The 24,035-nt window shown below is 25.2% G+C and carries 26 protein-coding genes; 13 read left to right on the plus strand and 13 right to left on the minus strand.

What is annotated here, in order from left to right; genetic code table 11:
- Positions 1–416 precede the first annotated feature (416 nt).
- Positions 417–1,724, minus strand: a complete 1,308-nt coding sequence (locus tag ARA19_RS17480) for a hypothetical protein (protein WP_055069859.1) — start codon at positions 1,722–1,724, stop codon at positions 417–419.
- A 541-nt stretch (positions 1,725–2,265) separates the two neighbouring features.
- On the opposite strand from ARA19_RS17480, the gene ARA19_RS04955 reads away from it, so the two are divergent.
- The gene (locus ARA19_RS04955; RefSeq protein ID WP_055069860.1) at positions 2,266–3,393 is read left to right on the plus strand and encodes an SLC13 family permease; all 1,128 of its coding nucleotides are present in this window, start codon (positions 2,266–2,268) and stop codon (positions 3,391–3,393) included.
- A gap of 159 nt (positions 3,394–3,552) precedes the next feature.
- Here ARA19_RS04955 and ARA19_RS04960 read toward each other — a convergent pair whose 3' ends face one another.
- Positions 3,553–3,861 (minus strand): hypothetical protein, encoded by a 309-nt coding sequence (locus ARA19_RS04960; protein WP_055069861.1) that lies wholly within the window; start codon positions 3,859–3,861, stop codon positions 3,553–3,555.
- Positions 3,862–3,925: 64 nt separating this feature from the next.
- On the minus strand, positions 3,926–4,480 hold the full coding sequence (locus ARA19_RS04965; RefSeq protein ID WP_055069862.1) for a hypothetical protein: 555 nt from the start codon (positions 4,478–4,480) through the stop codon (positions 3,926–3,928).
- 364 nt (positions 4,481–4,844) lie between these two features.
- Here ARA19_RS04965 and ARA19_RS18295 point away from each other — a divergent pair, with 364 nt between their 5' ends.
- The 8 genes from ARA19_RS18295 to ARA19_RS05005 all read left to right on the plus strand — a co-directional run bounded on the left by ARA19_RS18295 (position 4,845) and on the right by ARA19_RS05005 (position 12,029).
- A complete protein-coding gene (locus ARA19_RS18295) occupies positions 4,845–5,351 on the plus strand; it encodes a DUF6512 family protein (protein ID WP_055069863.1) in 507 nt (168 codons plus the stop codon).
- A gap of 334 nt (positions 5,352–5,685) precedes the next feature.
- Positions 5,686–5,925, plus strand: a complete 240-nt coding sequence (locus ARA19_RS04975) for a glutaredoxin domain-containing protein (protein WP_055069864.1) — start codon at positions 5,686–5,688, stop codon at positions 5,923–5,925.
- Positions 5,926–6,381: 456 nt separating this feature from the next.
- Complete coding sequence (locus tag ARA19_RS04980) at positions 6,382–6,618, plus strand: glutaredoxin domain-containing protein (protein ID WP_055069865.1); 237 nt, start codon at positions 6,382–6,384, stop codon at positions 6,616–6,618.
- A gap of 217 nt (positions 6,619–6,835) precedes the next feature.
- Positions 6,836–7,210, plus strand: a complete 375-nt coding sequence (locus ARA19_RS04985) for a hypothetical protein (RefSeq protein WP_055069866.1) — start codon at positions 6,836–6,838, stop codon at positions 7,208–7,210.
- A 284-nt stretch (positions 7,211–7,494) separates the two neighbouring features.
- Positions 7,495–8,169: a response regulator transcription factor gene (locus ARA19_RS04990; RefSeq protein WP_055069867.1), complete on the plus strand. Its 675-nt coding sequence runs from the start codon at positions 7,495–7,497 to the stop codon at positions 8,167–8,169.
- Entirely contained in the window at positions 8,166–9,176 is a 1,011-nt protein-coding gene (locus tag ARA19_RS04995; RefSeq protein ID WP_055069868.1) for a sensor histidine kinase, read from the plus strand. Before ARA19_RS04990 ends, ARA19_RS04995 begins: the two co-directional genes overlap by 4 nt.
- A 101-nt stretch (positions 9,177–9,277) precedes the next feature.
- Positions 9,278–10,048 (plus strand): ABC transporter ATP-binding protein, encoded by a 771-nt coding sequence (locus tag ARA19_RS05000; protein WP_055069869.1) that lies wholly within the window; start codon positions 9,278–9,280, stop codon positions 10,046–10,048.
- Positions 10,038–12,029: an FtsX-like permease family protein gene (locus ARA19_RS05005; RefSeq protein ID WP_055069870.1), complete on the plus strand. Its 1,992-nt coding sequence runs from the start codon at positions 10,038–10,040 to the stop codon at positions 12,027–12,029. Before ARA19_RS05000 ends, ARA19_RS05005 begins: the two co-directional genes overlap by 11 nt.
- A gap of 65 nt (positions 12,030–12,094) precedes the next feature.
- Here the strand turns inward: ARA19_RS05005 and ARA19_RS05010 are convergent, their stop codons facing one another.
- On the minus strand, positions 12,095–13,012 hold the full coding sequence (locus tag ARA19_RS05010) for an aldo/keto reductase (RefSeq protein WP_055069871.1): 918 nt from the start codon (positions 13,010–13,012) through the stop codon (positions 12,095–12,097).
- Positions 13,013–13,612: 600 nt separating this feature from the next.
- Between ARA19_RS05010 and ARA19_RS05015 the strand changes: the two genes are divergently transcribed.
- The 3 genes from ARA19_RS05015 (at position 13,613) to pnuC (ending at position 16,129) form a co-directional block, all read left to right on the plus strand.
- Positions 13,613–14,284 (plus strand): aquaporin, encoded by a 672-nt coding sequence (locus ARA19_RS05015; protein WP_341381755.1) that lies wholly within the window; start codon positions 13,613–13,615, stop codon positions 14,282–14,284.
- Between the two features lie 275 nt (positions 14,285–14,559).
- On the plus strand, positions 14,560–15,126 hold the full coding sequence (locus ARA19_RS05020) for a CYTH domain-containing protein (RefSeq protein WP_055069872.1): 567 nt from the start codon (positions 14,560–14,562) through the stop codon (positions 15,124–15,126).
- A gap of 202 nt (positions 15,127–15,328) precedes the next feature.
- On the plus strand, positions 15,329–16,129 hold the full coding sequence (gene pnuC, locus ARA19_RS05025; RefSeq protein ID WP_055069873.1) for a nicotinamide riboside transporter PnuC: 801 nt from the start codon (positions 15,329–15,331) through the stop codon (positions 16,127–16,129).
- 246 nt (positions 16,130–16,375) lie between these two features.
- Here pnuC and ARA19_RS05030 read toward each other — a convergent pair whose 3' ends face one another.
- From ARA19_RS05030 to ARA19_RS05050, 5 genes are all read right to left on the minus strand, one after another.
- Positions 16,376–17,254 carry a sulfite exporter TauE/SafE family protein gene (locus ARA19_RS05030; RefSeq protein ID WP_055069874.1) on the minus strand — a complete coding sequence of 293 codons (879 nt, stop codon included), beginning with the start codon at positions 17,252–17,254 and terminating at the stop codon, positions 16,376–16,378.
- A 114-nt stretch (positions 17,255–17,368) separates the two neighbouring features.
- Complete coding sequence (gene htpG, locus ARA19_RS05035) at positions 17,369–19,243, minus strand: molecular chaperone HtpG (protein WP_055069875.1); 1,875 nt, start codon at positions 19,241–19,243, stop codon at positions 17,369–17,371.
- Between the two features lie 251 nt (positions 19,244–19,494).
- Positions 19,495–19,776: a hypothetical protein gene (locus ARA19_RS05040; protein ID WP_055069876.1), complete on the minus strand. Its 282-nt coding sequence runs from the start codon at positions 19,774–19,776 to the stop codon at positions 19,495–19,497.
- 421 nt (positions 19,777–20,197) lie between these two features.
- Positions 20,198–20,869 carry a metallophosphoesterase gene (locus ARA19_RS05045; protein ID WP_055069877.1) on the minus strand — a complete coding sequence of 224 codons (672 nt, stop codon included), beginning with the start codon at positions 20,867–20,869 and terminating at the stop codon, positions 20,198–20,200.
- A gap of 29 nt (positions 20,870–20,898) precedes the next feature.
- Complete coding sequence (locus ARA19_RS05050; protein WP_055069878.1) at positions 20,899–21,225, minus strand: thioredoxin family protein; 327 nt, start codon at positions 21,223–21,225, stop codon at positions 20,899–20,901.
- 325 nt (positions 21,226–21,550) lie between these two features.
- On the opposite strand from ARA19_RS05050, the gene ARA19_RS05055 reads away from it, so the two are divergent.
- Positions 21,551–21,685: a zinc ribbon-containing protein gene (locus tag ARA19_RS05055; RefSeq protein WP_055069879.1), complete on the plus strand. Its 135-nt coding sequence runs from the start codon at positions 21,551–21,553 to the stop codon at positions 21,683–21,685.
- 59 nt (positions 21,686–21,744) lie between these two features.
- On the opposite strand, the gene ARA19_RS05060 is transcribed toward ARA19_RS05055, so the two are convergent.
- The 4 genes from ARA19_RS05060 to atpC form a co-directional block, all read right to left on the minus strand.
- Positions 21,745–22,524, minus strand: coding sequence for a histidinol-phosphatase (locus ARA19_RS05060; protein ID WP_055069880.1), 780 nt, complete (start codon positions 22,522–22,524; stop codon positions 21,745–21,747).
- Positions 22,525–22,829: 305 nt separating this feature from the next.
- Complete coding sequence (locus ARA19_RS05065) at positions 22,830–23,165, minus strand: DUF6054 family protein (RefSeq protein ID WP_055069881.1); 336 nt, start codon at positions 23,163–23,165, stop codon at positions 22,830–22,832.
- Between the two features lie 179 nt (positions 23,166–23,344).
- The gene (locus tag ARA19_RS05070) at positions 23,345–23,593 is read right to left on the minus strand and encodes a hypothetical protein (RefSeq protein WP_055069882.1); all 249 of its coding nucleotides are present in this window, start codon (positions 23,591–23,593) and stop codon (positions 23,345–23,347) included.
- A 14-nt stretch (positions 23,594–23,607) separates the two neighbouring features.
- Positions 23,608–24,027, minus strand: a complete 420-nt coding sequence (gene atpC / locus ARA19_RS05075) for an ATP synthase F1 subunit epsilon (protein ID WP_055069883.1) — start codon at positions 24,025–24,027, stop codon at positions 23,608–23,610.
- Between the last annotated feature and the right edge of the window lie 8 nt (positions 24,028–24,035).

Genomic DNA, 24,035 nt, shown 5'->3' on the forward strand with positions numbered 1-24,035 from the left:
CCTCTAAAATTCAGATAGATTTAAAACTCTGTCTAAATTAAATCTCAGCTTATATGATACACTAAAAAAACCATCTATATCAACTTAAGTTTATCTATTAACCTTATATAATATTTTTTTAATTATTAATATGAATTACATAATTTTATATTATAATTTCCTTTTAATTTAATTTTTATAATAATTTTGCAACCTTTTAAGTACATTTTTAGTCTATTACTATGAAACGTTTCTAATAAGACAATTAAGGGGAGGTCTTACTTTGATAGATGAACTAGAATTAAAAAAAGCTAAAAAAGAAGATTCTGAAAGCTTTTATTTAAAGAAATTTTAGAATAGCTTTAAGGGGGCTGTCCACAAACAGTCCCCTTATTTTACATCTTTAATTATAAATATAAAAATAATAACTTACTGAACTACCAGCTTAAAGATACTTTATCTTCGCTTACTTCTATTTTATAACCTTTATCTCCTAGTATTTTTATAACTTCATCTAAAGGTGTGAAGTCTAAGATTATAGCTTCGTCTATTTCTACTGCTTTAAGTACTTCTCCAATTTTTTTAAGTTGTTCTATAATTTCTTTCTCTTTTTTAGCTTTCATTTTTCTTATTATATCCTTAGCAGGAATAAGCTCGTCTATAACTTGATGAAGTTCTACACTTTCTTCTAAATCTTCTTTAAGTTCTTTAGCACTTTTTATGCTTTCAACTAATATTTCTAACTTTTCATTAGATTGAGTTGTTTCTTCTTCTTTAACTTCAGCTTCTTCTATTTCAAATCTACTTGCACTGAAATTTGGAAGTTTAGATTTTTCGTCTTTTTTTGTTTTTACTTCTTTTGTTTCCTTTACTTCTTTTGTTTCTTTTTCTTCTTTACTCATATTTTCTTTCTCCTTATCATTTGCTATTATAAGAGATTCAAATTTTTCTATACATTGAGAAAAACTGTAACCATTTTTATTAGTATTTTTAAATTTATCTGAAAAATAATTATAAATATCATCTATAGAATTTATTACATCCATTATTTTAGCTTCATCAACTAAATTTTCATCGTAATAAACTCTGGCCAATTCTCTTAAATCTTGTCCTACTATTTCTCTACACTTCTCATCACCTATAGATCCAAAAAAGATAGAATATTTAGCAAGTTTCTTTTCCACTTCATCTAAACTATCAAAATTATTTGAATCTAAAATAAGTTCTACAGCTGTAGATTTGAATAGTAGTTTTCTTAATTCACTATAATTATTTTCATTTACAATTCCTTTTTGAATTATATTCATATCTAAAAATTCTTCTGTAATTGTCTCATTTTCTATATAATAATCATATAAATCCTTTAATAATAAAGCTATAGGCTCTTCACTATCCTTACCCATCACATCTTTAAATTTCTCTAGATGCTTGTCTATGTTTATATTTTTTTCTGCTAAAGCTAATAACACGTTATTTATTATTAAAACACTTGGAACATTAAAATTATTTGTTATTGGTTCTAATTGATTTAAATCACTATATTTCTTTAAAGCATATGAATATATTAATACTTTAAGAAAATCACTTTCTTCGTTACTATTAAATTCTATATTTTTAATTTCACCATTTTCATTATATAAATCAAAATCTTTCTTTAATTTCCCATCTATATATAACATTTTAATTTCATAATATTTATTTTCTAATTTTTTTATTTCCTTGATGAAACCATTATAAAAAATCATCCTTAATCCCGTCCTTCATAGTTAATTGCCAATTTTACATAAGAAGATTTATTTAACCCTCTATTTTAATTTTTATTACTTAACATATTATCCCCATATATTTCAATTTCAAAATAAGAATTTTTAATATCATCATATACATTAATAGTCTATAAAAACTTCATTTCTATTAATTGTAATTTTATTTGTATATAATATGTTAATTATATTTTAAAATTAATATCTATAATTGTCTACTATATTGTTTAAATATAGTATATTTTTTATAATTACTATATTTAATCCCATATTTATCCTTTTGTTTAGTAGTTCTAATTTGAATTGTGAAATACTTTTTTTAATAATCATTAACTATGTAAATCTTTAAATGAACTTATTTTAAATGTCTTTAATTGTATTTTTGTTAAAATATAGTACATATCATACTTATTTTATTAACATTTTTAATATTTTGTTTTTTTATTTATTGATATATGAATTTAGTTGCGTTAAAATTATATTGTTGGACTTAATTTATATTCTACATTTAGAGGGAGAAACAATGGATTCAAAAAGTTTGAATAAAAAAAAGCTTAAGGAATTTTGTAAAAAGGAAGCAATATTAATAATTGCAGTAATATTAGCTATTATTACCTCTTTTATATCTCCTCCAAAGCTAAGTTATATTAATTTTGAAGTATTAATTTTACTATTTAATCTTATGGTTGTTATTACAGCCTTAAAAGAATTTAAATTCTTAGATTATATTGGGACAAGACTTCTTCATAAAGATAAAAGTTCTAGAAGAATTTATTTTATAATGATAATGCTAACATTTTTTAGTTCTATGCTAATAACTGATGATGTTGCATTAATAACATTTGTTCCTCTTAGCTTAATCTTATCGAAGAAAGCTAATTTTAACCCTGTTAAATTAATAGTTTTCCAAACAATTGCTGCTATATTAGGATGTGCTTTAACACCTATGGGAAGTTCACAAAACTTGTACATTTTCACACATTTCAATCTTACAAATGGACAATTTTTCAGTGCAACTTTACCTATGACTATAATAGCATTCTTATTTTTATTAGTATTAATATTTTTCCAAAAGGACCGTACATTAGATGTTGTTATTGAAGAGGTTCATGTTACTAGTCAAAAATTGATTTTTTCATATCTAGTACTATTTTTAATAGTTGTAGGTTCTGTATTTCATGTGATTAATTTTCAACTAGCTTTTTGTTTAATAATTATAATAACATTTTTTGTTGACAAGAAACTATTTTTAAAAGTAGATTATTCTTTATTAATCACATTTACTGGCTTTTTTATATTTATAGGTAATATCTCAGCAATACCAGCTGTAAAAACTCTTATATCTAGTTTATTAGTTAATAAAGTCCATACTTACTTTATCGCACTTGGACTTAGTCAGGTAATTAGTAATGTACCTACTACTTTACTATTAGCATCATTTACCCATAACTATAAAGCCTTATTACTCGGAGTAAATGCCGGAGGACTTTTTTCATTAATAGGGTCTATGGCTAGTATAATTTCTTATAAATTTGTAATAGCCCAAACAAACACTAGTAGTCTGACCTATGTAAAGACATTTGCTTTATATAGTATATTAGGCCTTATAATATTAATTCCATCTGCTTATGTTTTAATAACTTGTTTTTAGTATTTAGGTATTTATTTAAGATTTTATTATTTATATAATAAAACATATTAATTCTAAAGCAAAAAAATAAAATATTGCAGAACTATTAATATAACTAAAGAACAAAAGGAGTATCTTCAAAGATGGTAAAATTCCACTTTGAGACACTCCAATTTTATTTTAAGTAAATAAAAAATATAAATTCATTAGTATTGCTAAATTCATTAATACTCTAGATACAATATAACATTTCACTTTTATAAAATTTGCCACAACAGCTAAAAGAGCTAAAAATAATATCATTGCCTTTTTTGAATATAATTCCGTTCCTGTCATAGTATAATTTATATAAGTCATAGCAAATACATAACAGGTCATAAAAGCAAATATAAAATTACTTTTCTCAATATCCTCTTCTTTATAAAATAATAAAAATATAGATAATCCCCCTAAAATTAATGTAGCTATTTTCACCACTAAAATTCCCATATATTCCTCCAAAAAATAAGTTGTATCAACTTATATTGATACAACTCTAATATACTTAATTAAATTACATAGCTTCACTTATTCTAATACATCTGTCTAATATTAAATACTTATTATTAAGCGTATCTAAAAGCTTTATTTCTTCCCTAATTAAATCCTCATTATAATTAAAGACATTTAGCATAGCTTCAATAAAATCATCACTTAAACCTAAATTCTCACTTAATGCTAACATATATAATATATAATCATAATATCCTGATTTATTCATTAAATACTTAATAGTCTTATTGCTTGCTTTGCTTCCTACTAATATATTATCTTTAATTAGTTCTTTTCCTACTTCAGACTTAAGCACCTTATAATATATTGATAAAATAGTAATAGCGGAGAAGCTCTCTTTATCAACAGTTAATAGTCTATTTAAAGCCTTTTTAGTTATTATATCATCATCACTATATTCATAAAAATATTTCATAGTTGAATCATAAACTTGAGCAGCTAAAAACTTATTCATATTTTCTATATTTGTACCATCTGAATAATTGCATAAAAACTCATATATTATTAAGTCACTTTCAGTTGTTGCACATTTTTTTATATCTAATATATTCATCATAATTGGCCACTCCTTTTTCTCTCATGTTTTGCAATATATTTCATCTATTAAAAGATTTACTTTATTCCTCTGTTTTCTATGATTTAAATTATACATTGAATATTTTTATAAAGTGTATACAATAAATGAACCTTTTATTAAGTTACAAGAATTTAACCTAAACTTTAAAATTTATCAATATCTATTGATTTTTTTGTAAGTTTTATAAAATAAAATCCTCTTTAATATTAAATCAAAAATGAATAGGTAATTTTAGATATATCTTATTTTGATCCTAAATCACACTTATTTTTACATAATTATATAAAATTTGAATATACTATTTTTACATAAACTATAAAATTAATTTATAAGGAGATTTCAAATGAAATTAAAAAATATTATTGTACCTTTCATATTTTGCCTTTTTGTAGGGACTTTACTTCACTTTTCCTATAACTTATTTGATAATATAAAATTTATAGGTTATTTTTCAGCAGTAAACGAAAGTATTTGGGAACATACAAAATTAGCCTCTTTCTCAATTTTATTTTATAGTTTAATTTTTTATATTAAGAATAAAGGAAATTTAAACAACTTTTTCTTAGGAATCTTTTTAGCTATGTTATTTAGTATTTTAATAGTTCCTATACTTTTTTATCTTTACTATTATTTCACTAAGAAATCTATTTTTATATTAGATATATCTATATTTGTAGCAGCTTGTTTAATTGCTTCTTCTACTTTTATTTATATAGTTAATTTAAAAAATAATTTTACAATTTTAAATGTTATTTCCTTTATTTTTATATTAATTATTATCTTTTATATAGCTAAATGGACTTTTAATCCACCCGACATATTTATTTTTAAAAGTCTACCTACTAACTAGCTTCTGTAAATTTCACCTTTTTATAGAATAGAAATATATAAACACATATGCTTCCTTAAGGATTACTAAAATTAAGATAGAGCTAAAGCTCTATCTTAATTAAGACTTAATTCATTTGTAAGCTTTAAAATATATTAACTTTACAATGAAATTAATTATTTTCATTGTAAAGTTAATTTAAAAAGCTTATTATTTTAACGCTTTTTTATTGATTTCTATTTTTATCTTTTCATATCGCTAACCTATATCTAAAATTGATAATGACTAACTATTGATTATTAATTCTCACTTATATAAAATAAAATCACAAATTAATTTTAAGAGGTGATTGCAAATGATAAAATTATATACAATGAATGATTGTCATTGGTGTACTAAAGAAGAAGAATATTTAAAATCTACCGGAAAAAAATTTGATATTATTAATGTTGAGAAAGATTCAAAAGCTAAAAAAGAAATGATTAATAAAAGCCATCAAAATCAAGTTCCTGTATTAGATGTAGATGGTAAAATAATTGTTGGATTTAATAAAATTGCTATATCTGAAGCTATTTATGGATATACTTGGTCTTAAATAAATAAAATTAAAGTAACTGCATAAAAAACATCATAATCTGTTTATCATTTTTTATGCAGTTACTTTTTATCTAATTACTAGTATCAATAATACTTTAAAGTTTTATAATCCAAATAGAGAAATACAAAGCTCTAAATAACTTTTTCTAAAATATAATATCAGAGTAAAATTTTACGTAAATTAAGTCTTAATCTATAATTTCTTTCATACTAACTCAAAAACTTCCTATTATACTTCTAATTCTATTCTCCTTTAATAAATCATCAAAACTTAATTTTCTCTTATTTTTTTCTATACTATACTAATTATAAATATAAAATCAAATATAATCTATTGATTATTAAAACATAGTTATATACAATTAACTTAGAAGTGTGGCAATATTTATCCCTTATGCTAAAAAGAATAGAACTATCTTGTTGCTACATAATTACAAATACGAGGTGATTACAAATGATAAAATTATATAGAATTGAAGGATGCCATTGGTGTGATAAAACTGAAGAATACTTAAGAGGCACTAATAAGGAACTAGTAGTTATTGATGTGGAGAAAGATCCTGAAGGAAAAAAAGAAATGCTTTCTAAAACTAATGAAAATTCTGTTCCTGTTGTAGATATAGATGGAACTATATTTGTTGGATATAATAGAAGACTTATGTCTGAAGCTATTTATGGTTATTTTTGGTAATATATAAAATTTATTTTTTATTTTTTAAAATTATATTTGTATATATGCATTTTTAGGATATAATTATATATAGATAGAAAAATTTAAAACAAATTATCTAAACAGAGATAATTTGTTTCCCTTATATAGCTAAGTTAATCGTTTGCATTAATTATTGATTTGGACGAGCTTCTTGGTATATATTAAATCTAAAGAAAAAGTAAAGGTGGTCTTCAATATGAACGAAACTATAAAAGAATTAAGAAAAGAAATTGAACATGTAAGAAAAGAATTAGAAGAATTAAATAGTTGTAAAGAATCACTAACAAACACATATAAAAAGTTAGAGCAAATAGAAACATCAATAAAAACAAGAGCTATAATTCTTGATGAATTTCTTGTAAAACTTGATTCTACTGACTTAAGCAAAGGTGTTAATTTAGATGAATTAAAACCTAGTAAAAGTAAAAAAGCCTTAGAAAGTTATTTAGATTATTTAAATACAAACCAACAATTTAAAGAAGAAAACTCTGAAATAGTATTCCAACATTATGTTCAAGACTTAATGAAGGATGAAACTTTTATAAACAAAATGAATGAAGATAAAAAGTAATACTATTATTTTAGAGTATTATGAAAGAAGCCTTAAGGTATTATGGGGAGAAATTTCTTCCCTAATATAACTTTAAGGTTTTTTATTTGTTAATTTCTATCTTTCCATTTTTACTATATAATATAAATTAAATGGATTTTATCTCATGACTTGTGTCTGTACTCCTCTACTGTTCTATAAACTAAAAATAAAGAAACACAAGTTCCTAGATAGCATCCACCTAAACTTAGGTAGAATCAAAATTCTATCTGAATCAACTCTCAAATTATCTTGGAGGTATCTTTATGTCTAAAAATAAAATTTTTATAGTTGAAGATGAAGAAAAAATGGTAAAAGAACTTATTCTAACATTAAATAAATATGGTTATTCAACTTCCTTTAGCTTTGACTTTGAACATATTGTAGATTGCATAATCAATGATAACCCTCATTTAGTTTTATTAGATATTAATTTACCATATTACGATGGGTTTTATATTTGCCGAGAACTTAGAAAATCTAGTAATATCCCAATAATAGTTGTTACTAGCAGAGATAGTGATATGGACGAACTTATGAGTATAAATCTAGGAGCAGATGATTTTATAACCAAACCTTACAATACTCAAATACTCCTTGCTAGAATTGGTGCTCTTTTAAAAAGAACCTATAATGATAATACTATTGAAACATTCAAGCTTAGGGATCTCATCTATAATTTATCCACTAGTGAAGCAATTTTTTCTACTAATAAAGTTGAGTTAACAAAAAATGAAAGTAAAATTCTTTATATTTTATTCCAAAATAAAGGGAAAATAGTATCTAGAGATAAGATAATAAAAGCTCTTTGGCAGGCTGAAGAATTTGTTGATGATAACACTTTAACTGTTAATATAAATAGACTTAGAAAAAAACTTGAAGAAATAGGAGCTAAAGATTATTTACAAACTAAGAGAGGTCAAGGTTATATACTCCTATGAAAACACTAGAATATTTAAAGGATAAAATTATATTTGTAATTATCACTATATTAACCTTAATATTTACTGCTTTTCTTTTAAATTCCTTGGGTATAGGTTATTATGCTATTTTTTTTGTAACATCTATAAATTTTATAGCATCTATATTATTTTATATTGTTGATTTTCTAAAGAAAAAAAAATACTATAATGAAATTTTATTTAACTTAAATGCCCTAGATAAAAAGTTCCTTATTTCTGAAGTAATTGATAAGGGAAATTTTCCAGAAGGAAAATTATTATATGAAATTCTATCCATTACTGATAAATCAATGAATGATGAAGTTTCTAAACTTAAAATATCCTCAAATGAATATAAAGAATATATTGAAACATGGGTTCATGAAATTAAAACTCCTATATCTGTTTCAAAACTTATTATAGAAAACAATGAATCTGAAATCACCAATAGTATTGATGAAGAGCTAGATAAAATCGAAAATTATATAGAACAAGCACTTTTTTATGCTAGAAGCAATAACTTAGAAAAAGATTATATTATAAATAGACTCAATTTAAAATCTACTATTAATAAAGTAATAAAAAGAAATATGAATACTTTAATAGAAAAAAATATAAAAATTAATTTATTTGATTTAGATTATGAAGTTTACTCGGATACTAAATGGCTTGAATTCATTATAAACCAACTCATAATAAACTCAATAAAGTATATGGATAAAAACAATAAAATTCTAAAAATATATGGAACTAAAAATAAAAATTCCATATCATTAAATATTGAAGATAATGGAATTGGTATAAAGAAAAAAGATATAATCAAGGTGTTTGAAAAGGGCTATACTGGTACTAATGGTCGTATTTTTGGAAAATCTACTGGCATAGGACTTTATCTTTGTAAAACTTTATCTGAAAAATTAGGTATATCAATTAATATAAAATCAAAGGAATTTGAAAACACTATAGTAACCCTAAACTTTCCTATTAATGATATGGTAACATTCTAATATAACAAAATTGTAAGGTTTTTGTTATGCTCTTCTATGGTTGAACCTTCCTATAATCATTAAAATTAAACTATAGAAGTTCTTAGGAGGTTATATTTAAAATGAACAAAGAAATTTTAAAAGTCTGTAATATTGAGAAATATTATGGCAAAAAAGGTAATGTAGTCAAAGCTATTAATAATATTAGCTTTTCTGTAGATAAAGGTGAATTTATTGCCATTATGGGCGCTTCTGGAAGCGGGAAAACTACTCTTTTAAATTGCATTTCAACTATAGATAAAGTTAGTAGTGGTTATATCTATTTAAATGAAAAAGAAATAATAAAACTTAGTGAAAAAGCCCTTGCTAGATTCAGAAGAGTTTCTCTTGGTTTCATTTTTCAAGACTTTAATCTTTTAGATACATTAACTAATTATGAAAATATTGCTCTAGCCTTATCTATATTAAAGATAAATCATAAAGAAATTGACGCTAGAGTTCAAGCAATTTCTAAAACACTTAATATATCTGATATATTAAATAAATTTCCTTATGAAGTATCTGGAGGACAAAAACAAAGAATAGCTGCTGCTAGAGCTATTATAACTAATCCATCTTTAATTCTAGCAGATGAACCTACTGGTGCTCTTGATTCTAAATCTGCAAAAGATTTATTAGAATCAATGGAGAAACTTAATAAAGATTTAAATGCCACTATAATGATGGTTACCCATGATGCATTTACTGCTAGCTATGCTAATAGGATATTATTTATAAAAGATGGACAAATATTTAATGAGTTAATTAAAGGAAATGATTCAAGAAAGGAATTCTTTAATAGAATAATTGAAGTTATCGCCTTACTTGGAGGTGATAATAAAAATGTATTTTAATTTATCATTAAAAAATATCAAAAGAAGCTTAAAGGATTATACAATTTACTTTCTAACACTTATTTTTGGAGTTTGTATTTTTTACACCTTTAATTCAATAAACTCACAATCTATAATGATGAAATTAAGCGAGTTACAGAAGGTTCTTTTTCAAAATATAAATATGGTTATGGGAATTGCTTCTGTTTTTGTTTCCTTTATTCTAGGCTTTCTTATTCTTTACGCTAATAGTTACTTAATAAAAAGAAGAAAAAAAGAATTTGGAATATATATGACCTTAGGCATGGAAAGGGGGCATCTTTCAAAAATAATATTTATTGAAACCTTACTTATTGGATTTTTATCTCTATCTATAGGGCTTTTCCTAGGAGTTATACTTTCTCAAGGTTTATCAATATTTACAGCTAAACTTTTTCAAGTGCAATTAACTAATTTTACATTTACATTTTCACCTTCAGCAGCTATGAAAACTATAGGTTGTTTTATAATTATATACTTAATAATTTTAATATTTAATAACTTTTCTCTTAGAAAAATAAAACTTATTGACTTACTTAATGCTAAAAAGAAAAATGAGAAATTATTAATCAAAAATATTTGGATATCTGTTATATTGTTCTTTATAAGTATTTTTATGATTGGAAGTGCTTATTATATGATGCTCAAAAATGGAATAGCCATAATTTCTCCTCAAATTATTTTTCCAGCTGTTTTTCTTGGTTCCTTTGGAACTTTACTTTTATTCTTTTCATTTGCTGGCTTTATACTAAAATTAGTACAAACGAGAAAAAAATATTACTTAAAAGAACTTAATATGTTTATTATAAGACAACTAAATAGTAAAATAAATACAACATTTATTTCAATGACCTTTATTTCATTGATGCTATTTATTTCTATTTGTACACTTTCTGGAGGTCTTGGCATAAATAAAGCTATAAATAGCAACCTTAAAGATCTATCACAATTTGATATGACACTTTGGAATTTTAATGGTAATAATATAAGTAACATCTTAAAGAATAATGGATTAAATCTAAATGATTACACAAAAGATTATTCTGATATTGAGTATTATACAAGCAATATCCATTTCAATAGTCTTTTAACTCCTTCTGAAGAATCAACTTTAAGTAATTATTATCCTATAAAAACTAATGAGGCTGTTCAAGTTATTAAACTATCTCAATTAAATCAAACCTTAGAAATGTTAAATAAAAAGCCTATATCCTTAAAAAACAATCAATACGGAATAGTTACGGATATAGATGATATGGTTAAACCACTTACCAATGTTCTAAGCAAAAATACAACATTAACTATTAATAATAAAACTTTAACCCCTGGGATTCTTACTCCAGTTAATGAAGTATTATACGATAGTACTATGAAAGCTAATATAGCTGTAATAGTTGTTAATGATTCAGTTCTTAATGGTCTTATAGCAGTTAATAGTTATTTAAATATTAATTCAGATAATAATATTTCAATTATAAGTGAAAAAATTAGAACTATTCAAAAAAAATATGCTAAAACTAAGAATCCTATTTACGGTATGACAAAAACAGAAATGATAGAAAATTCTTTAGGTCTTTCTGCTATGGTATCATATCTAGCTATTTATCTAGGACTTATCTTCACCATTGCTTCTGCTGCTTTATTAGCAATTCAACAACTAACTGAATCAACAGATAATGCAGAAAGATATAAACTTCTTCAAAAGGTCGGTGTTGATAATTCAATGATAAATAAATCACTTTTTATTCAAATAGGAATTTATTTTTTAATCCCTCTTGTAGTAGCTTTAATACATTCTATAGTTGGTTTAAAAATAGCCTCAACAGTAGTAGAAGTATTTGGTGCTATTAATATAACTAAGAATATTATAATAACCTTACTTTCAGTATTTCTTATTTATGGTTCTTACTTTTTTGCAACCTACATGGGTGCCAAAAATAATATAAATAGAAATTTAAAATAAAAATAAAAGACCCCAATGGGAAATACTCTGTTTCCATTGAGGTCTTTTTGTATTTTAAACAATGATTAAGGAAGTACTTTTCCTGCTGAGCGATAAATTTCATACCACTCTTCTCTTGTTATTTTAATATCTGAAGCTTTACATATTTCCTTAAGTCTTTCTATATTAGTTGTTCCTGTAACTGGCTGTATTTTAGCAGGATGTCTTAAAAGCCATGCATATGCCATAGTATTATTATTCACTCCATATCTTGCACCAATTTCAGTTAATTTCTCATTGAGCTCTTTAAATTTAGGATTATTTAAAAATGTTCCTTCAAAAAATCCATATTGAACTGGTGACCACGCTTGGATTGTTATATCATTCAGTCTACAGAACTCTAAAACACTATCATCTCTATTTATAGATCCATCTATTTCCATATTAACATTCAATCCACAATCAATCATAGAACTATTAGTTATACTTAATTGAAGTTGATTAACTATAATTTTATCTTCTAAATACTTATTTAAAAGTTGTATTTGCATTGGATTGTGATTGCTAACTCCAAATTTCCTAACTTTACCTGAATTAACCAAAAGTGAAAATGCTTCTGCTACCTCCTCTGGTTCCATTAATGTATCAGGTCTATGAAGTAATAATATATCTAAATAATCTGTATTTAATCTTTTTAGTATATTATCTACAGATTCCATAATATATTCCTTTGAAAAATCAAAAAAACCTGCTCTTATTCCACACTTGCTCTGTATTACAATTTCATCTCTTTTAGATGATTTCAAATCTAAAACCTTTCCAAAATTTATTTCTGATTGTCCTTTTCCATATATATCAGCATGGTCAAATAAAGTAATCCCTTCATCTAAAGCTGTCTTTATTAATTTATCTACAGAATCCTTTTCCATATTAGCTATTCGCATACAACCTAAAGCTATATTTGATGTTTCTACATTACTATTACCTATATTTATACTCTTCATAAAATCCCCCACTTAAATTAATATATATTATTGATAATTGATAAAAACAAGAAAATATTATAATTCAACCCTGTTATATTTTCTCATTTTAATTTGTAATTCTAATTATATCCCTTTTATCCTTTTTCTTCTACTATATTCGTAAATCTTTTTAATTCTTAAAAAACTCATTCTAAAAAATTAATTAATACATATTTTCATCTCTTTCTCACTTTTTATAATATAATTTACTTTTTGAAAACCTTTTTTTCTATTAAAAGTATTTTTTCTAAACTATAGTTGAATTTAAATTTAATTTGTTGTATTATAGGTAATTGTGGAAGAAAAAGCTATAAATTTAGTATTGTACTTACTGTAATACCAAATTAAGCATTTATAAATATTTTATTATAAATATAATGTACTAGCTTTGGATACACTAAACATAGGATAATTTAAGACTTAATTCTAACTTATTAAATTAATATGAACTTATATTCCTAATTCTTTATAAATTGATAATAGATTTTTAGTCTAAATTATCTAGAATTATGTCACTCTTTATTATTATCAAAATATCATAGTGACTAAAATTAAATAAAAACATAGGAGGAAACAAAAATGGCAATGAAAAAAGCTCTTGCAGAATTTATCGGAACATTTGTACTTGTCTTTATAGGTACTGGTGCAGCTGTTCTTGGTGGTGGAATTCACGGCAGTATTGCAATATTAGGAATAGCTATGGCTTTCGGTTTAGCACTTATGATAATGTGCTATAGCATAGGTACTATTTCTGGATGTCACATAAACCCAGCTGTTTCTGTGGCAATGTTTATAAACAAAAGAATAACTTTAACAGAACTTATTTATTATATAATTTCTCAAGTACTTGGTGCTATATTAGGTTCTGCTATACTTTTTGCTATATTAAAATCAGGTCATATGCCTGTATCTAATATGGGACAAAATAGTTTTGGACATTTTGCTACATGGGGAGTATTCTTAACTGAATTTGTACTAACATTCATTTTCGTATTAGTAATTTTAGTTGTAACAGGAAAAAAAGGAAATACAGTTGTCGCTGGAATAGCTATTGGTTTAGCTTTAACTACTGTACACCTTGTTGGAATCCCTATAGATGGAACTTCAGTTAACCCAGCTCGTAGTATAGGGCCTGCTATATTTGCTGGTGGAGTTGCATTATCTCAATTATGGGTATTTATAGTTACACCTATATGTGGAGCTATATTATCTTCAATAGTAAGTATATTTGTACTAGATAGTGAAAAATAATATGTAGCATAGCTATATTAAAGCTTATAATTAATTATTTGCTTTTAATATAGCTTTTTTATTTGCTAACTAATATCCATAATACTCTAATTTTCTATAAATTGAAGGCAAACAAAGATAGTTTCATAGATAATACTCTCTAAAATTCAAATAGAGACTTACTATCTTGATTAAATCTCAATTTCTGTAAGTTCTATTATTATGGTATACTTTTTATGTAATAAAACTTAAATTACTGCTAAATAATATAAATTTTGTTAAGGAGAATCCATACTATGTTAGAAAATGAAATTAAGTTATGTCTAACACAAGAAAATTACCATGAAATCAAAAATATCTTTTTTAATAATAATGATTTTAAAAAAATTCTACAAATCAACTATTACTACGATAATGATAATAATGAATTATATAAAAACAATATAACTCTGCGTATACGTCAAATAAATGATACCCTCACTCTAGAGGCTAAATATCCACTTGAAAACAACGGCATAATAAAAAGAAAAGAAGAGCGCTCTGTAACTTTACATAACTTCACTAATAGCATAGATTTAAATAATTCCTATATAAAAGAATATATAGGGGATGTAAGTCAATATGGACGGGTAAAACTTTTAGGTTCATTAGTCACTGAAAGATATAGTACTCATCCTTATCCTTGGCTTAAGTTAGATTTAGATTATAGCATGTATCTTGGTAAAGTTGATTATGAATTAGAAATAGAAGTATTGTCTGGATATGAAAATGAAGCTAAGGAATTTTATAAGGATTTATTGAGTAAATATCCATTAAGTACTTCTGGTAAAATTAAACGTTTTAGAAAAGCCTTATCCCCATAATAAGGAATCTTAGGTTCCTTATTATAAGGTTTTCTCTTTTAGGATATTGCTTTAATTATTATATATTTCATACTTTTAAACAAAAAACCTTTGACATCTTATTTACTTTTTATTAATATTATTAATGGCTTAAAAGAGAAATTGTTATAAGATGTATTCTATCATCTGTAATAAATATTTTTCACAAAGGATGGACATTAAAATGAAGTTTTATAAAAATTTCACTGCTTTTCAAAAAGCATTTTTCTTATTTTTTACAATAGCAAGTATAATAGTATTCCTATTACCTGCTTTTATTCCAGGTGGGCATATTGAAGAAGTATTTTCAGTGCTTGGAATTATTGGAATCATCTCTACTTTATCAGGAATACTAGTATCTATTTATACTGCAAAAGCAAGTATTTCTGGCTACATATGGTGGTGGATTAATACTGGTACCTTTGCAATTATAGCTTTAGCTGGTAATCTATATGGACAATTTATAAAGAACTTTTTAATTCTATTACCATTACAAATTTATGGATTCATAGCTTGGAGAAGAAATATGAATGGAAATAACTCTGAAGAGATTGCCATAAGAAAATTCACAACCAAAAATTGGATATGTGCTATTATAGGAGTTATTATTTGTTGGGGACTATATGCTATATTCTTAACTGAATTGCCAAATATACTTAATTCACTATTTAGCATAAAAATATCTAAAGATCCACAAGTTATATTAGATTCCTTTACTTCTATATTAACAATAACTGCAGTTTTCTTAACAGGAAAAAGATTTATTGAACAATGGTATTTTTGGCTTGTGTCAAATACTTTAGGAGTAATAATGTTTATTATACAAACTGCACATGCTGGTATATCAAATCCATCTATGTTTGTTGGTGATTTATCTAATACCATATCAATTCTTCAATATGGAGCTGGTGCTGTATATGGCTTTATATTATGGAGAATAATGTACAAAGAAAGAATGATTAATAACTCAGTACTAAAAAAATAAAAAAGAGATATGCATTTATAAGAATAAATTAAAAGAGAGGTTCATTTGATAGAACTTCTCTTTTAATTTATTTTATTAATATTATTCACAATGCTAAAGTTTTATCTGATAGCTAGAGGCTATAATACTCCTATCTTCTATAAGTAGGAAATAAGCAGCCTCACTGTTCTAGATAAGGATCATTAAGCATTCAGATAGAATCAAAACTCCACCTGAATTAAGTCTACATTCATGTACTATTAAACCTTATTTGTTATTTAAGTATGATTTAAACATTGAAAAAGATGTATAAAAAACAACTCCAATGACTAGCCATATTAATATGTATAATGGTAAACTTTTAACCACTAATCCAGCTATAAGTACTCCTATGGAACCAAAAAAAGCAATTATTAAAGATGCTTTTTTGTCATAGGCCTCTTCTTTTATAAATTTAATTGATGCTACTGGCATTAAAAATGCACAAGACCCCATCATTATAGGAAATGCTACCCTTGGACTCATTCCTAAAGCAAATATAAGTGCCATACATGGTGCATATAAACCTATTCCAACCATCATTAATGCTCCTAATATAAAGTTAACAATAATAGCTATAATTAATTTATATCCTACTAATCCTACTGAATCTCCGCCAACTGGGAATAATCCTATTTGTGATAAAAGCATGATTATTGCAACTATAAACAAGGCAATACCCATAATTATTTGGATTCTTCTTTCATTAAATTTAGAAACAAATGTAGCTCCTATAGTAGCTCCTAATATTGCTGCTATAATCATAGAAACTAATGTAATTGGCGATACTTTAACAGACTTTACAAAAATAAAAGCCTCAAAAATTGTAGGTATTGTACAAGCAACATTTAAGGTTCCTGGCAAAACCCTATCATTAGTAAGCTTAAAAGTTTTTATAAATGCCGTTAATGTAGCAAAAGAACCAATTCCTAAGGCATCAAAGAAATTAGAAATAAATCCTGATACAGCTGTTACACTATTTTTCTTTTCCCTTAATTTGATACTTTTTATCTCTCTAGATGAATCCTTTAAGAGCACAAATAAAAAATAAAATCCAGCTAATGCAAGTAAAATTAATATTATTTTAGTTAAAAAGTCCCGTTCCATTATTCCTCCTAAGTTTATCTTTTGTTTTCTTATTTTTTTATAAGATTATACCATTTATTATAACTAAAAAAAATAAGAATGTACCAAAATTTTTAGTACATTCTTATATGTTTTTTATTTCATTAATTTACAAATGTTATTTGTAAATTCAACAGGGTCCTCTATACTAAGCCCTTCTACTAATAGTGCTTGATTGTATAAAATATTAGCATATAAGTTAAATTTATCTTTATCATTTTCAAATACTGATTTTAATGAATTAAACACTTCATGATTAGTATTTATTTCAAGGATTTTCTCTGATTCAATTTCTTGATTATTAGGCATTGTTTTTAATATTTTTTCCATTTCTATTGAAATGTCACCACCACTTGCTAAGCAAACTGGTGAATTCTTTAATCTATTTGAAGCTTTTACATCTTTAACTTTGCCAGATAAAGCTTCTTTTAAACTTGCAAATAAATCTTTATTTTCTTCAGTTACTTTTTCTTCCTCTTTTTTATCTGACTCTATTCCTAAATCTCCGCTAGATACTGATTTAAATTCTTTTTCTTTATAATTCATAAGTATTTTTATAGCGAATTCATCTATATCTTCTGTGAAGTATAATATCTCATAACCTTTATCAAGAACCATTTCAGTTTGAGGCATTTTTTCAATTCTTTCTCTTGTTTCACCAGAAGCATAATAAATATACTTTTGATCCTCTGCCATTCTTGAAACATATTCATCTAAAGTTACCATTTTCTTTTCTTTTGATGAATAGAACATTACAAGATCCTTTAATTCATCTTTATGAGCACCGAAGTCATCATAAATTCCATATTTTAATTGTCTTCCAAATGAATCAAAGAATTTCTCATATTTTTCTCTATCATTTTTTAACATTGATTCAAGCTCATTTTTAATTTTAGTTTTTATGTTCTTAGCTATACGATTCAACTGTCTATCATGTTGTAATAATTCTCTTGAAATATTTAATGATAAATCTTGTGAATCAACTATCCCTTTAACAAATCCAAAATAATCTGGTAAAAGAGCTTCACATTTTTCCATTATTAATACACCATTTGAATATAGTTCTAAACCTTTTTTATATTCTTTACTATAATAATCATATGGTATATTCTCTGGAATATATAATATAGAATTATAACTTATCATACCATCAACACTTATATGCATATGTTTTAGCGGTTTGTCAAAGCCAAATCTTTTTTCAAAGTAGAAATTATTATAATCCTCTTCTGTTAACTCTTGCTTATTTTTTCTCCATATTGGAACCATACTATTTAATGTATCTTCCTCTATATATTCCTCACGTTCTGAATCACTATTTTCTTTTAATTTATATTTAGTAACATCCATTTTTATTGGGTATCTAATAAAATCTGAATATTTCTTTATTAATGCTTTTAATTTATGTTCTTCTAAATAATCATCGAAGTTTTCATCTTCATTATTTTCTTGTAACTCTAATATTATCTCTGTTCCGAAATCATCTTTAGATGCTTCACTTACAGTATAGCCGTCAACCCCTTCAGACTCCCATTTATAAGCCTTATCACTTCCAAAAGCCTTAGTTATAACAGTTACTTTCTTTGCAACTAGAAAAGCTGAATAGAATCCAACTCCAAATTGCCCTATTATATCATAACCTTCCTTTGCTTCATTTTCAGTTTTAAATTGAAGAGAACCACTTTTTGCAATAACACCAAGGTTTTCATTAAGTTCTTCTTCAGTCATACCAATACCTTTATCTACTATAGTTAAAGTTCTATTCTCTTTATTTGGTATTAACTTTATAAAATAATCACCTTTATTAAATGTTAATGAACTATCTGATAAAGTTTTATAATAAACCTTATCTATAGCATCACTAGCATTAGAAATCAATTCTCTTAAAAAAATCTCCTTATTTGTGTAAATTGAATTAATAACAATATCTAATAGTCTTTTAGACTCAGCTTTAAATTGCTTTTTTTCCAATTTAATCCTCTCCTCTCAAAGCAAAACCTTCTTATTAGCACTTATCCTTGCCGAGTGCTAATTCCTAATTCTGTTATATCACTCTTTCAAATCCATGTCAATATTTTCTACAATTAGTTTACATTTAAACTTAAATTAATAATTAAAAATATAATAAAAGATGTATCAAAAATCACTTTTTTATTTGATACATCCATATTTTAAATGTTTATTTTAATGAAGTCATTTCACCCCAAATAACTTTTATTAACTCAGAATTTTGTTCTATTTTCCATTGACCTTCTTTTTTTAATTAAGCTTATTTTGCCCTCTCTCTCATCTATCTCCATTTTTTCCATAGCTTCAACTAACATCTTATTTATCATTTCCTCAGTTTTCTCTATTGTTATTTCTTCTCCACTAAATACACCCTTAAGCCCCTCTTCTAAAGCTTTAGATATATAACTTTCTAAAACTTTCATCATATTAGGTCCTTTTACTTTTACATCTACAGTTGCCTTATCCCCCTCAATTTTTCCTCTCCTGTTGTCCAAGTAATTTTCTTAAAATTATCTACAATTATTTTTTGTGCTTTCTTAATATTTTCATCTGAACCTTCCACAAGCCCTTGATTGAAATCTACAGGAGCCTCTGATAAAAGTTCTGTTACCTTTTTATCATCACCTTTTGAAATCCCCTTAAAATAATCATTAACAGCAGTCTTAGGAGAAGATGTTTCACCAGCACAACCATATAATATTACTCCTGCTGTAAGTACTGCTACTGAAACAGCAATTACCTTCTTAACACACTTATTAATTATTTTTTTCCCCTTTAAAAATTAAATCAATATAATGTTAACATGTAAATATGGAAGAATTCCTCTCATAAGGTTAAATTTTAATTAACCTTATAGCTTTAGTTTTATTTAAGTTTTTAAGTAATTTTACTAAGATAACTAATTCTCACTTTATTTTATATATAATACTCCATCTCATTATCTAAATCTAAGCATCCTAAATAGCCACCATATTCTCTAAAAGAACAACCACAATCTATATAAATATAAGATTTTCGCCTCAGTATTTTCCCATCTTCCTCTATACTTATAGTAGGTGTATGTCCACATATTATTTTATATTTACAATGGTATTTCTCATTACCTATATGATTTCTATACCATAATAAGTTTTCACTTGGATTATAATCTAATATTTCCTTTAGTGTTGATTTTTCATCTGGTATAGTCAAGCCTCCATGAACTAATATAAAGTTATTAACAGCCTTATAAACCGGTAATTCTTTTAAATATTCATATAAATTCTTCTGATATTCGATTCCTTTAAAAATCAATTTAGCTCTTATATCATCTATTCCATATTTAAGTTCTATACCATTTAAATCCTTAATAGACTTAAAGCCTTCTTCTTTAAAATAATTCTCTACTAATTGTTCATGATTTCCCTTTATGAGATGTATATTTTCATTAGCAACTATATGCTCATAAATTTCTAAAGCCTTACTACCTCTGTCAAATATATCTCCTAATATATACAATTCATCTTCCTTTGAAAACTCAATTAAATTGAGCATTTCAATATAGTCATCATAACACCCATGCAAATCAGACATTACATATCTAGACAAAGCTAATCACCCACCTACACCATTTAAATTTAAAGTTCCATCATATCATAATATCTATCTAAAACTTCCATAAATTCTAAAACACTAAAATTTCTCCCTACTCTAAAGCTTTCCTTTCCATCAACATATAAAATAAGTAATGGTAATGAAAAAACACTGTAATCAGCAGCTAATTTTACTTGTTCTTCTCCATTAATAACACCCATTTTAACCTTTGGATATTCTTTTATTATTTCACTAAGCTTTCCCTTAATAACATCACATGCCATACAGGTGTTTCCAGTAAAATAAATTAATGAAATGGATTCATTATTTATTAAATTTTCTATTTCTTTATTTGTTTTTATTTTATTCATCCTTCTTTATTCCTTCTTTTACTTTTTATAATTTTTTCTCTGATCTTAGTCTATAAGCTAAATATAAGCAGATATAACCCACTAAATATAGAGTTAAAACTCTACCTAAATTAAGTCTACGTTTATAAACTTATGTTTTTATTCTCTATATTAATTCTTAGTCTATACTTAATAATATACCTCAATAAATATCTGCAATTCTTCCTATTCCAATAACTCTTCAACATAAATTTCTCAATAATGCTAATAATATAATTATATAATATAGAATTAATTTACTTTAATTTTGTATTATATAAATAAATTTATTGAAAGGACGATTTATATGAGTAAAACAGGTACTGAACCAGGTGTAGGCACTTACATATGTACAAATTGTGGACAAAAAGTACATTTAGATGATGCTACAGATAATCTTCCTCCATGTCCTAAGTGTAGCGGAACTTCATTTAGACCTTAACATACAAAAAGGTGTTATTTTAAAGAAGGAAAAATCTATCTTTAAATAACACCTTAAAATTAAAATTCTAATTTATCAATTACTTCTATATGGAGTTCTTTAGCAAAATTAAGTCCCTTTTCTAAGTCTTTTAAGTGTTTTGGATCATGAGCATCAACACCTAAAATTCTAGTAACATTATATTCCTTTGATAGTTCCCAAAAATCCTTTATAGGATATTGATACCTTGTCCCATTATTATATTTAATAGTACCTCTATTAAATCCATTTATATTTATTTCAATTGGTAAATTCATTTCTTCTGCTGTTTCTAATATTCTTCTAGCTTGTTTTATAGCTTCCTCATCCCAATCTCTATAGGACACTCCAAAAAGGTCTGGGTGAGCAATATACTTAAACAATCCAGATTTCATTGATTTTACAACATGGTCAACATAAGCTTCTAGCATTTCTTTATCTAAAGAAACACCACCTACATAAAGCCATTGCCCTTTATATGGGAAAAAGTGAACTCCTAATAATAAATAATCAACTTCATATTTTTCTTTCAACTCATTATAAAGCCACTGAAAATCTTCAAAATACTCACATTCTATTGCTTTTCTTATAGATATTTTATGTCCATACTTTTCTTTTACTTTATCAATTTCCTTGAAATATTCAGGTAATTCTTCATATTTCATTCTAAAAGCATTATCTATATCCTTCCCTGGGTGAGGTAAATGGTCTGAAAGCCCTATTTCATCATAATTTTCTTCTATTGCTGCTATTACATAATCCTCTATAACTCCAATTGCATGATTACATCTTTGATTATGTGTATGATAATTAGTTTTCATATATTCTTCCCCCGTTTCTTTCTACATTAATCTTTAGATTTATCTAATTATTAGCATCTACAACACTTCAATATTCTATAAACTGAAGATAAACAAACACAGTTCCTTAGATAAGACTACTGTCATTTAGTTAGAGTCAAAGCTCTATCTAAGTGCTCTCTTAAATTTCTATTATTACTTTAAAAAACTAAGCAATATTCCCGCATCTATATAATAAAACTTTATATTATAATTAGCACTTCCTTAAAAATTATATCACATTTATACATATATAATTAACAACTCTTTCACTACCAAATTATAGCTTACTTAATAATGTACTTTTTTAAAGCAATTCTAACTGAATCTGCAAAACTTTCTGAAGCGCCCCAATCAAATTTAAATAAGCCTTCTCCACCACCACTTCCAAAAGAATAAACTCTAACTACTCCTTCAAAATTATCTATAGTAACAGTTAAGGATACATGATTAGCTGCTCTCCAATAATGCTTTACAAAAATTAGATTCACAACTTTTTTTCCATCACTCTCTATTATTCTTTCATTTACAAGATCTCCTGTAAGACTTCTTCTAACAAGCTCCTTTTTTAAAAAGGAAACTGTTTCTTCTAAGCTTAAACTTACCTTAAATTCATTTTTCACTATAATTCCCCCTAAAACCAATTCTTCTTGTTCCTTTTCTTTCTTTAATATATTCTATTTTAAAATTAAAAACCCTTTTACTATATATAATTATTAACTTAATACCTCCTTTAATTTATCTAATAAAAATAGGACAACATTATATTTAACAATGTTGTCCTATTTTTATTATTCTTTTATTAATTATTATTAATACTCTTTTCTACTTCTACTGGTACTGTAACAATACTATTAAATATTTTTCTGAACATAGCCATACTAAATGGTGGTAAAACTGCCATAAATACTATTGAACAATATAAAACTATACTAGTTACCTCTCTTCTTACAACTAGATAGGTCATATATATAATTATTAAAGCTGAAATTATTGTTAAAATAGTAATAAATTTTGATACTACTTTACTTTCAAAATTTTTATTATTCATAATTGCTCTCCTCTTTATAAGTTTTTATTATTATAAAAATCTATTCTAGCAATAGCTCTTTGTAATGCTAAATTTATTCTTAATTCTTCTATTACATCATCTTTCTCATTACTCTTAGATAACCTATCTTCAGCTCTTTCTTTTGCTAGTTCAGCCCTTTTTATGTCTATTTCTTCTCTAGTTTCAGCAGAATCAACACATAAGGTAACTACATTATTACTTACTTCTATCATACCACCTGAAACAAAGTATGATATTTTATTATCTTTATCATCAGTTATAATCAGTTCACTAGAAACAGTTGTTGATAGAAAATGTTGATAGTCCACATTTATAGAAAATTCACCTTCTGAGTTTTTACATATAATGTTTTTTACTTCTCCATCATATTTTTTAACATAGGGAGTAATAAGTAATAACTTAAAAGTTTTCATATTAACCC

The organism is Clostridium massiliamazoniense, from assembly GCF_001403635.1.
Lineage (GTDB): Bacteria > Bacillota > Clostridia > Clostridiales > Clostridiaceae > Sarcina > Sarcina massiliamazoniense.

Bases quoted from the DNA above. Each gene is read 5' to 3' on its own strand.
- ARA19_RS17480 (WP_055069859.1), bottom strand. From the start codon at position 1,724: ATGATTTTTTATAATGGTTTCATCAAGGAAATAAAAAAATTAGAAAAT.
- ARA19_RS04955 (WP_055069860.1), top strand. From the start codon at position 2,266: ATGGATTCAAAAAGTTTGAATAAAAAAAAGCTTAAGGAATTTTGTAAA.
- ARA19_RS04960 (WP_055069861.1), bottom strand. From the start codon at position 3,861: ATGGGAATTTTAGTGGTGAAAATAGCTACATTAATTTTAGGGGGATTA.
- ARA19_RS04965 (WP_055069862.1), bottom strand. From the start codon at position 4,480: ATGATGAATATATTAGATATAAAAAAATGTGCAACAACTGAAAGTGAC.
- ARA19_RS18295 (WP_055069863.1), top strand. From the start codon at position 4,845: ATGAAATTAAAAAATATTATTGTACCTTTCATATTTTGCCTTTTTGTA.
- ARA19_RS04975 (WP_055069864.1), top strand. From the start codon at position 5,686: ATGATAAAATTATATACAATGAATGATTGTCATTGGTGTACTAAAGAA.
- ARA19_RS04980 (WP_055069865.1), top strand. From the start codon at position 6,382: ATGATAAAATTATATAGAATTGAAGGATGCCATTGGTGTGATAAAACT.
- ARA19_RS04985 (WP_055069866.1), top strand. From the start codon at position 6,836: ATGAACGAAACTATAAAAGAATTAAGAAAAGAAATTGAACATGTAAGA.
- ARA19_RS04990 (WP_055069867.1), top strand. From the start codon at position 7,495: ATGTCTAAAAATAAAATTTTTATAGTTGAAGATGAAGAAAAAATGGTA.
- ARA19_RS04995 (WP_055069868.1), top strand. From the start codon at position 8,166: ATGAAAACACTAGAATATTTAAAGGATAAAATTATATTTGTAATTATC.
- ARA19_RS05000 (WP_055069869.1), top strand. From the start codon at position 9,278: ATGAACAAAGAAATTTTAAAAGTCTGTAATATTGAGAAATATTATGGC.
- ARA19_RS05005 (WP_055069870.1), top strand. From the start codon at position 10,038: ATGTATTTTAATTTATCATTAAAAAATATCAAAAGAAGCTTAAAGGAT.
- ARA19_RS05010 (WP_055069871.1), bottom strand. From the start codon at position 13,012: ATGAAGAGTATAAATATAGGTAATAGTAATGTAGAAACATCAAATATA.
- ARA19_RS05015 (WP_341381755.1), top strand. From the start codon at position 13,613: ATGGCAATGAAAAAAGCTCTTGCAGAATTTATCGGAACATTTGTACTT.
- ARA19_RS05020 (WP_055069872.1), top strand. From the start codon at position 14,560: ATGTTAGAAAATGAAATTAAGTTATGTCTAACACAAGAAAATTACCAT.
- pnuC (WP_055069873.1), top strand. From the start codon at position 15,329: ATGAAGTTTTATAAAAATTTCACTGCTTTTCAAAAAGCATTTTTCTTA.
- ARA19_RS05030 (WP_055069874.1), bottom strand. From the start codon at position 17,254: ATGGAACGGGACTTTTTAACTAAAATAATATTAATTTTACTTGCATTA.
- ARA19_RS05050 (WP_055069878.1), bottom strand. From the start codon at position 21,225: ATGAATAAAATAAAAACAAATAAAGAAATAGAAAATTTAATAAATAAT.
- ARA19_RS05055 (WP_055069879.1), top strand. From the start codon at position 21,551: ATGAGTAAAACAGGTACTGAACCAGGTGTAGGCACTTACATATGTACA.
- ARA19_RS05060 (WP_055069880.1), bottom strand. From the start codon at position 22,524: ATGAAAACTAATTATCATACACATAATCAAAGATGTAATCATGCAATT.
- ARA19_RS05070 (WP_055069882.1), bottom strand. From the start codon at position 23,593: ATGAATAATAAAAATTTTGAAAGTAAAGTAGTATCAAAATTTATTACT.
- atpC (WP_055069883.1), bottom strand. From the start codon at position 24,027: ATGAAAACTTTTAAGTTATTACTTATTACTCCCTATGTTAAAAAATAT.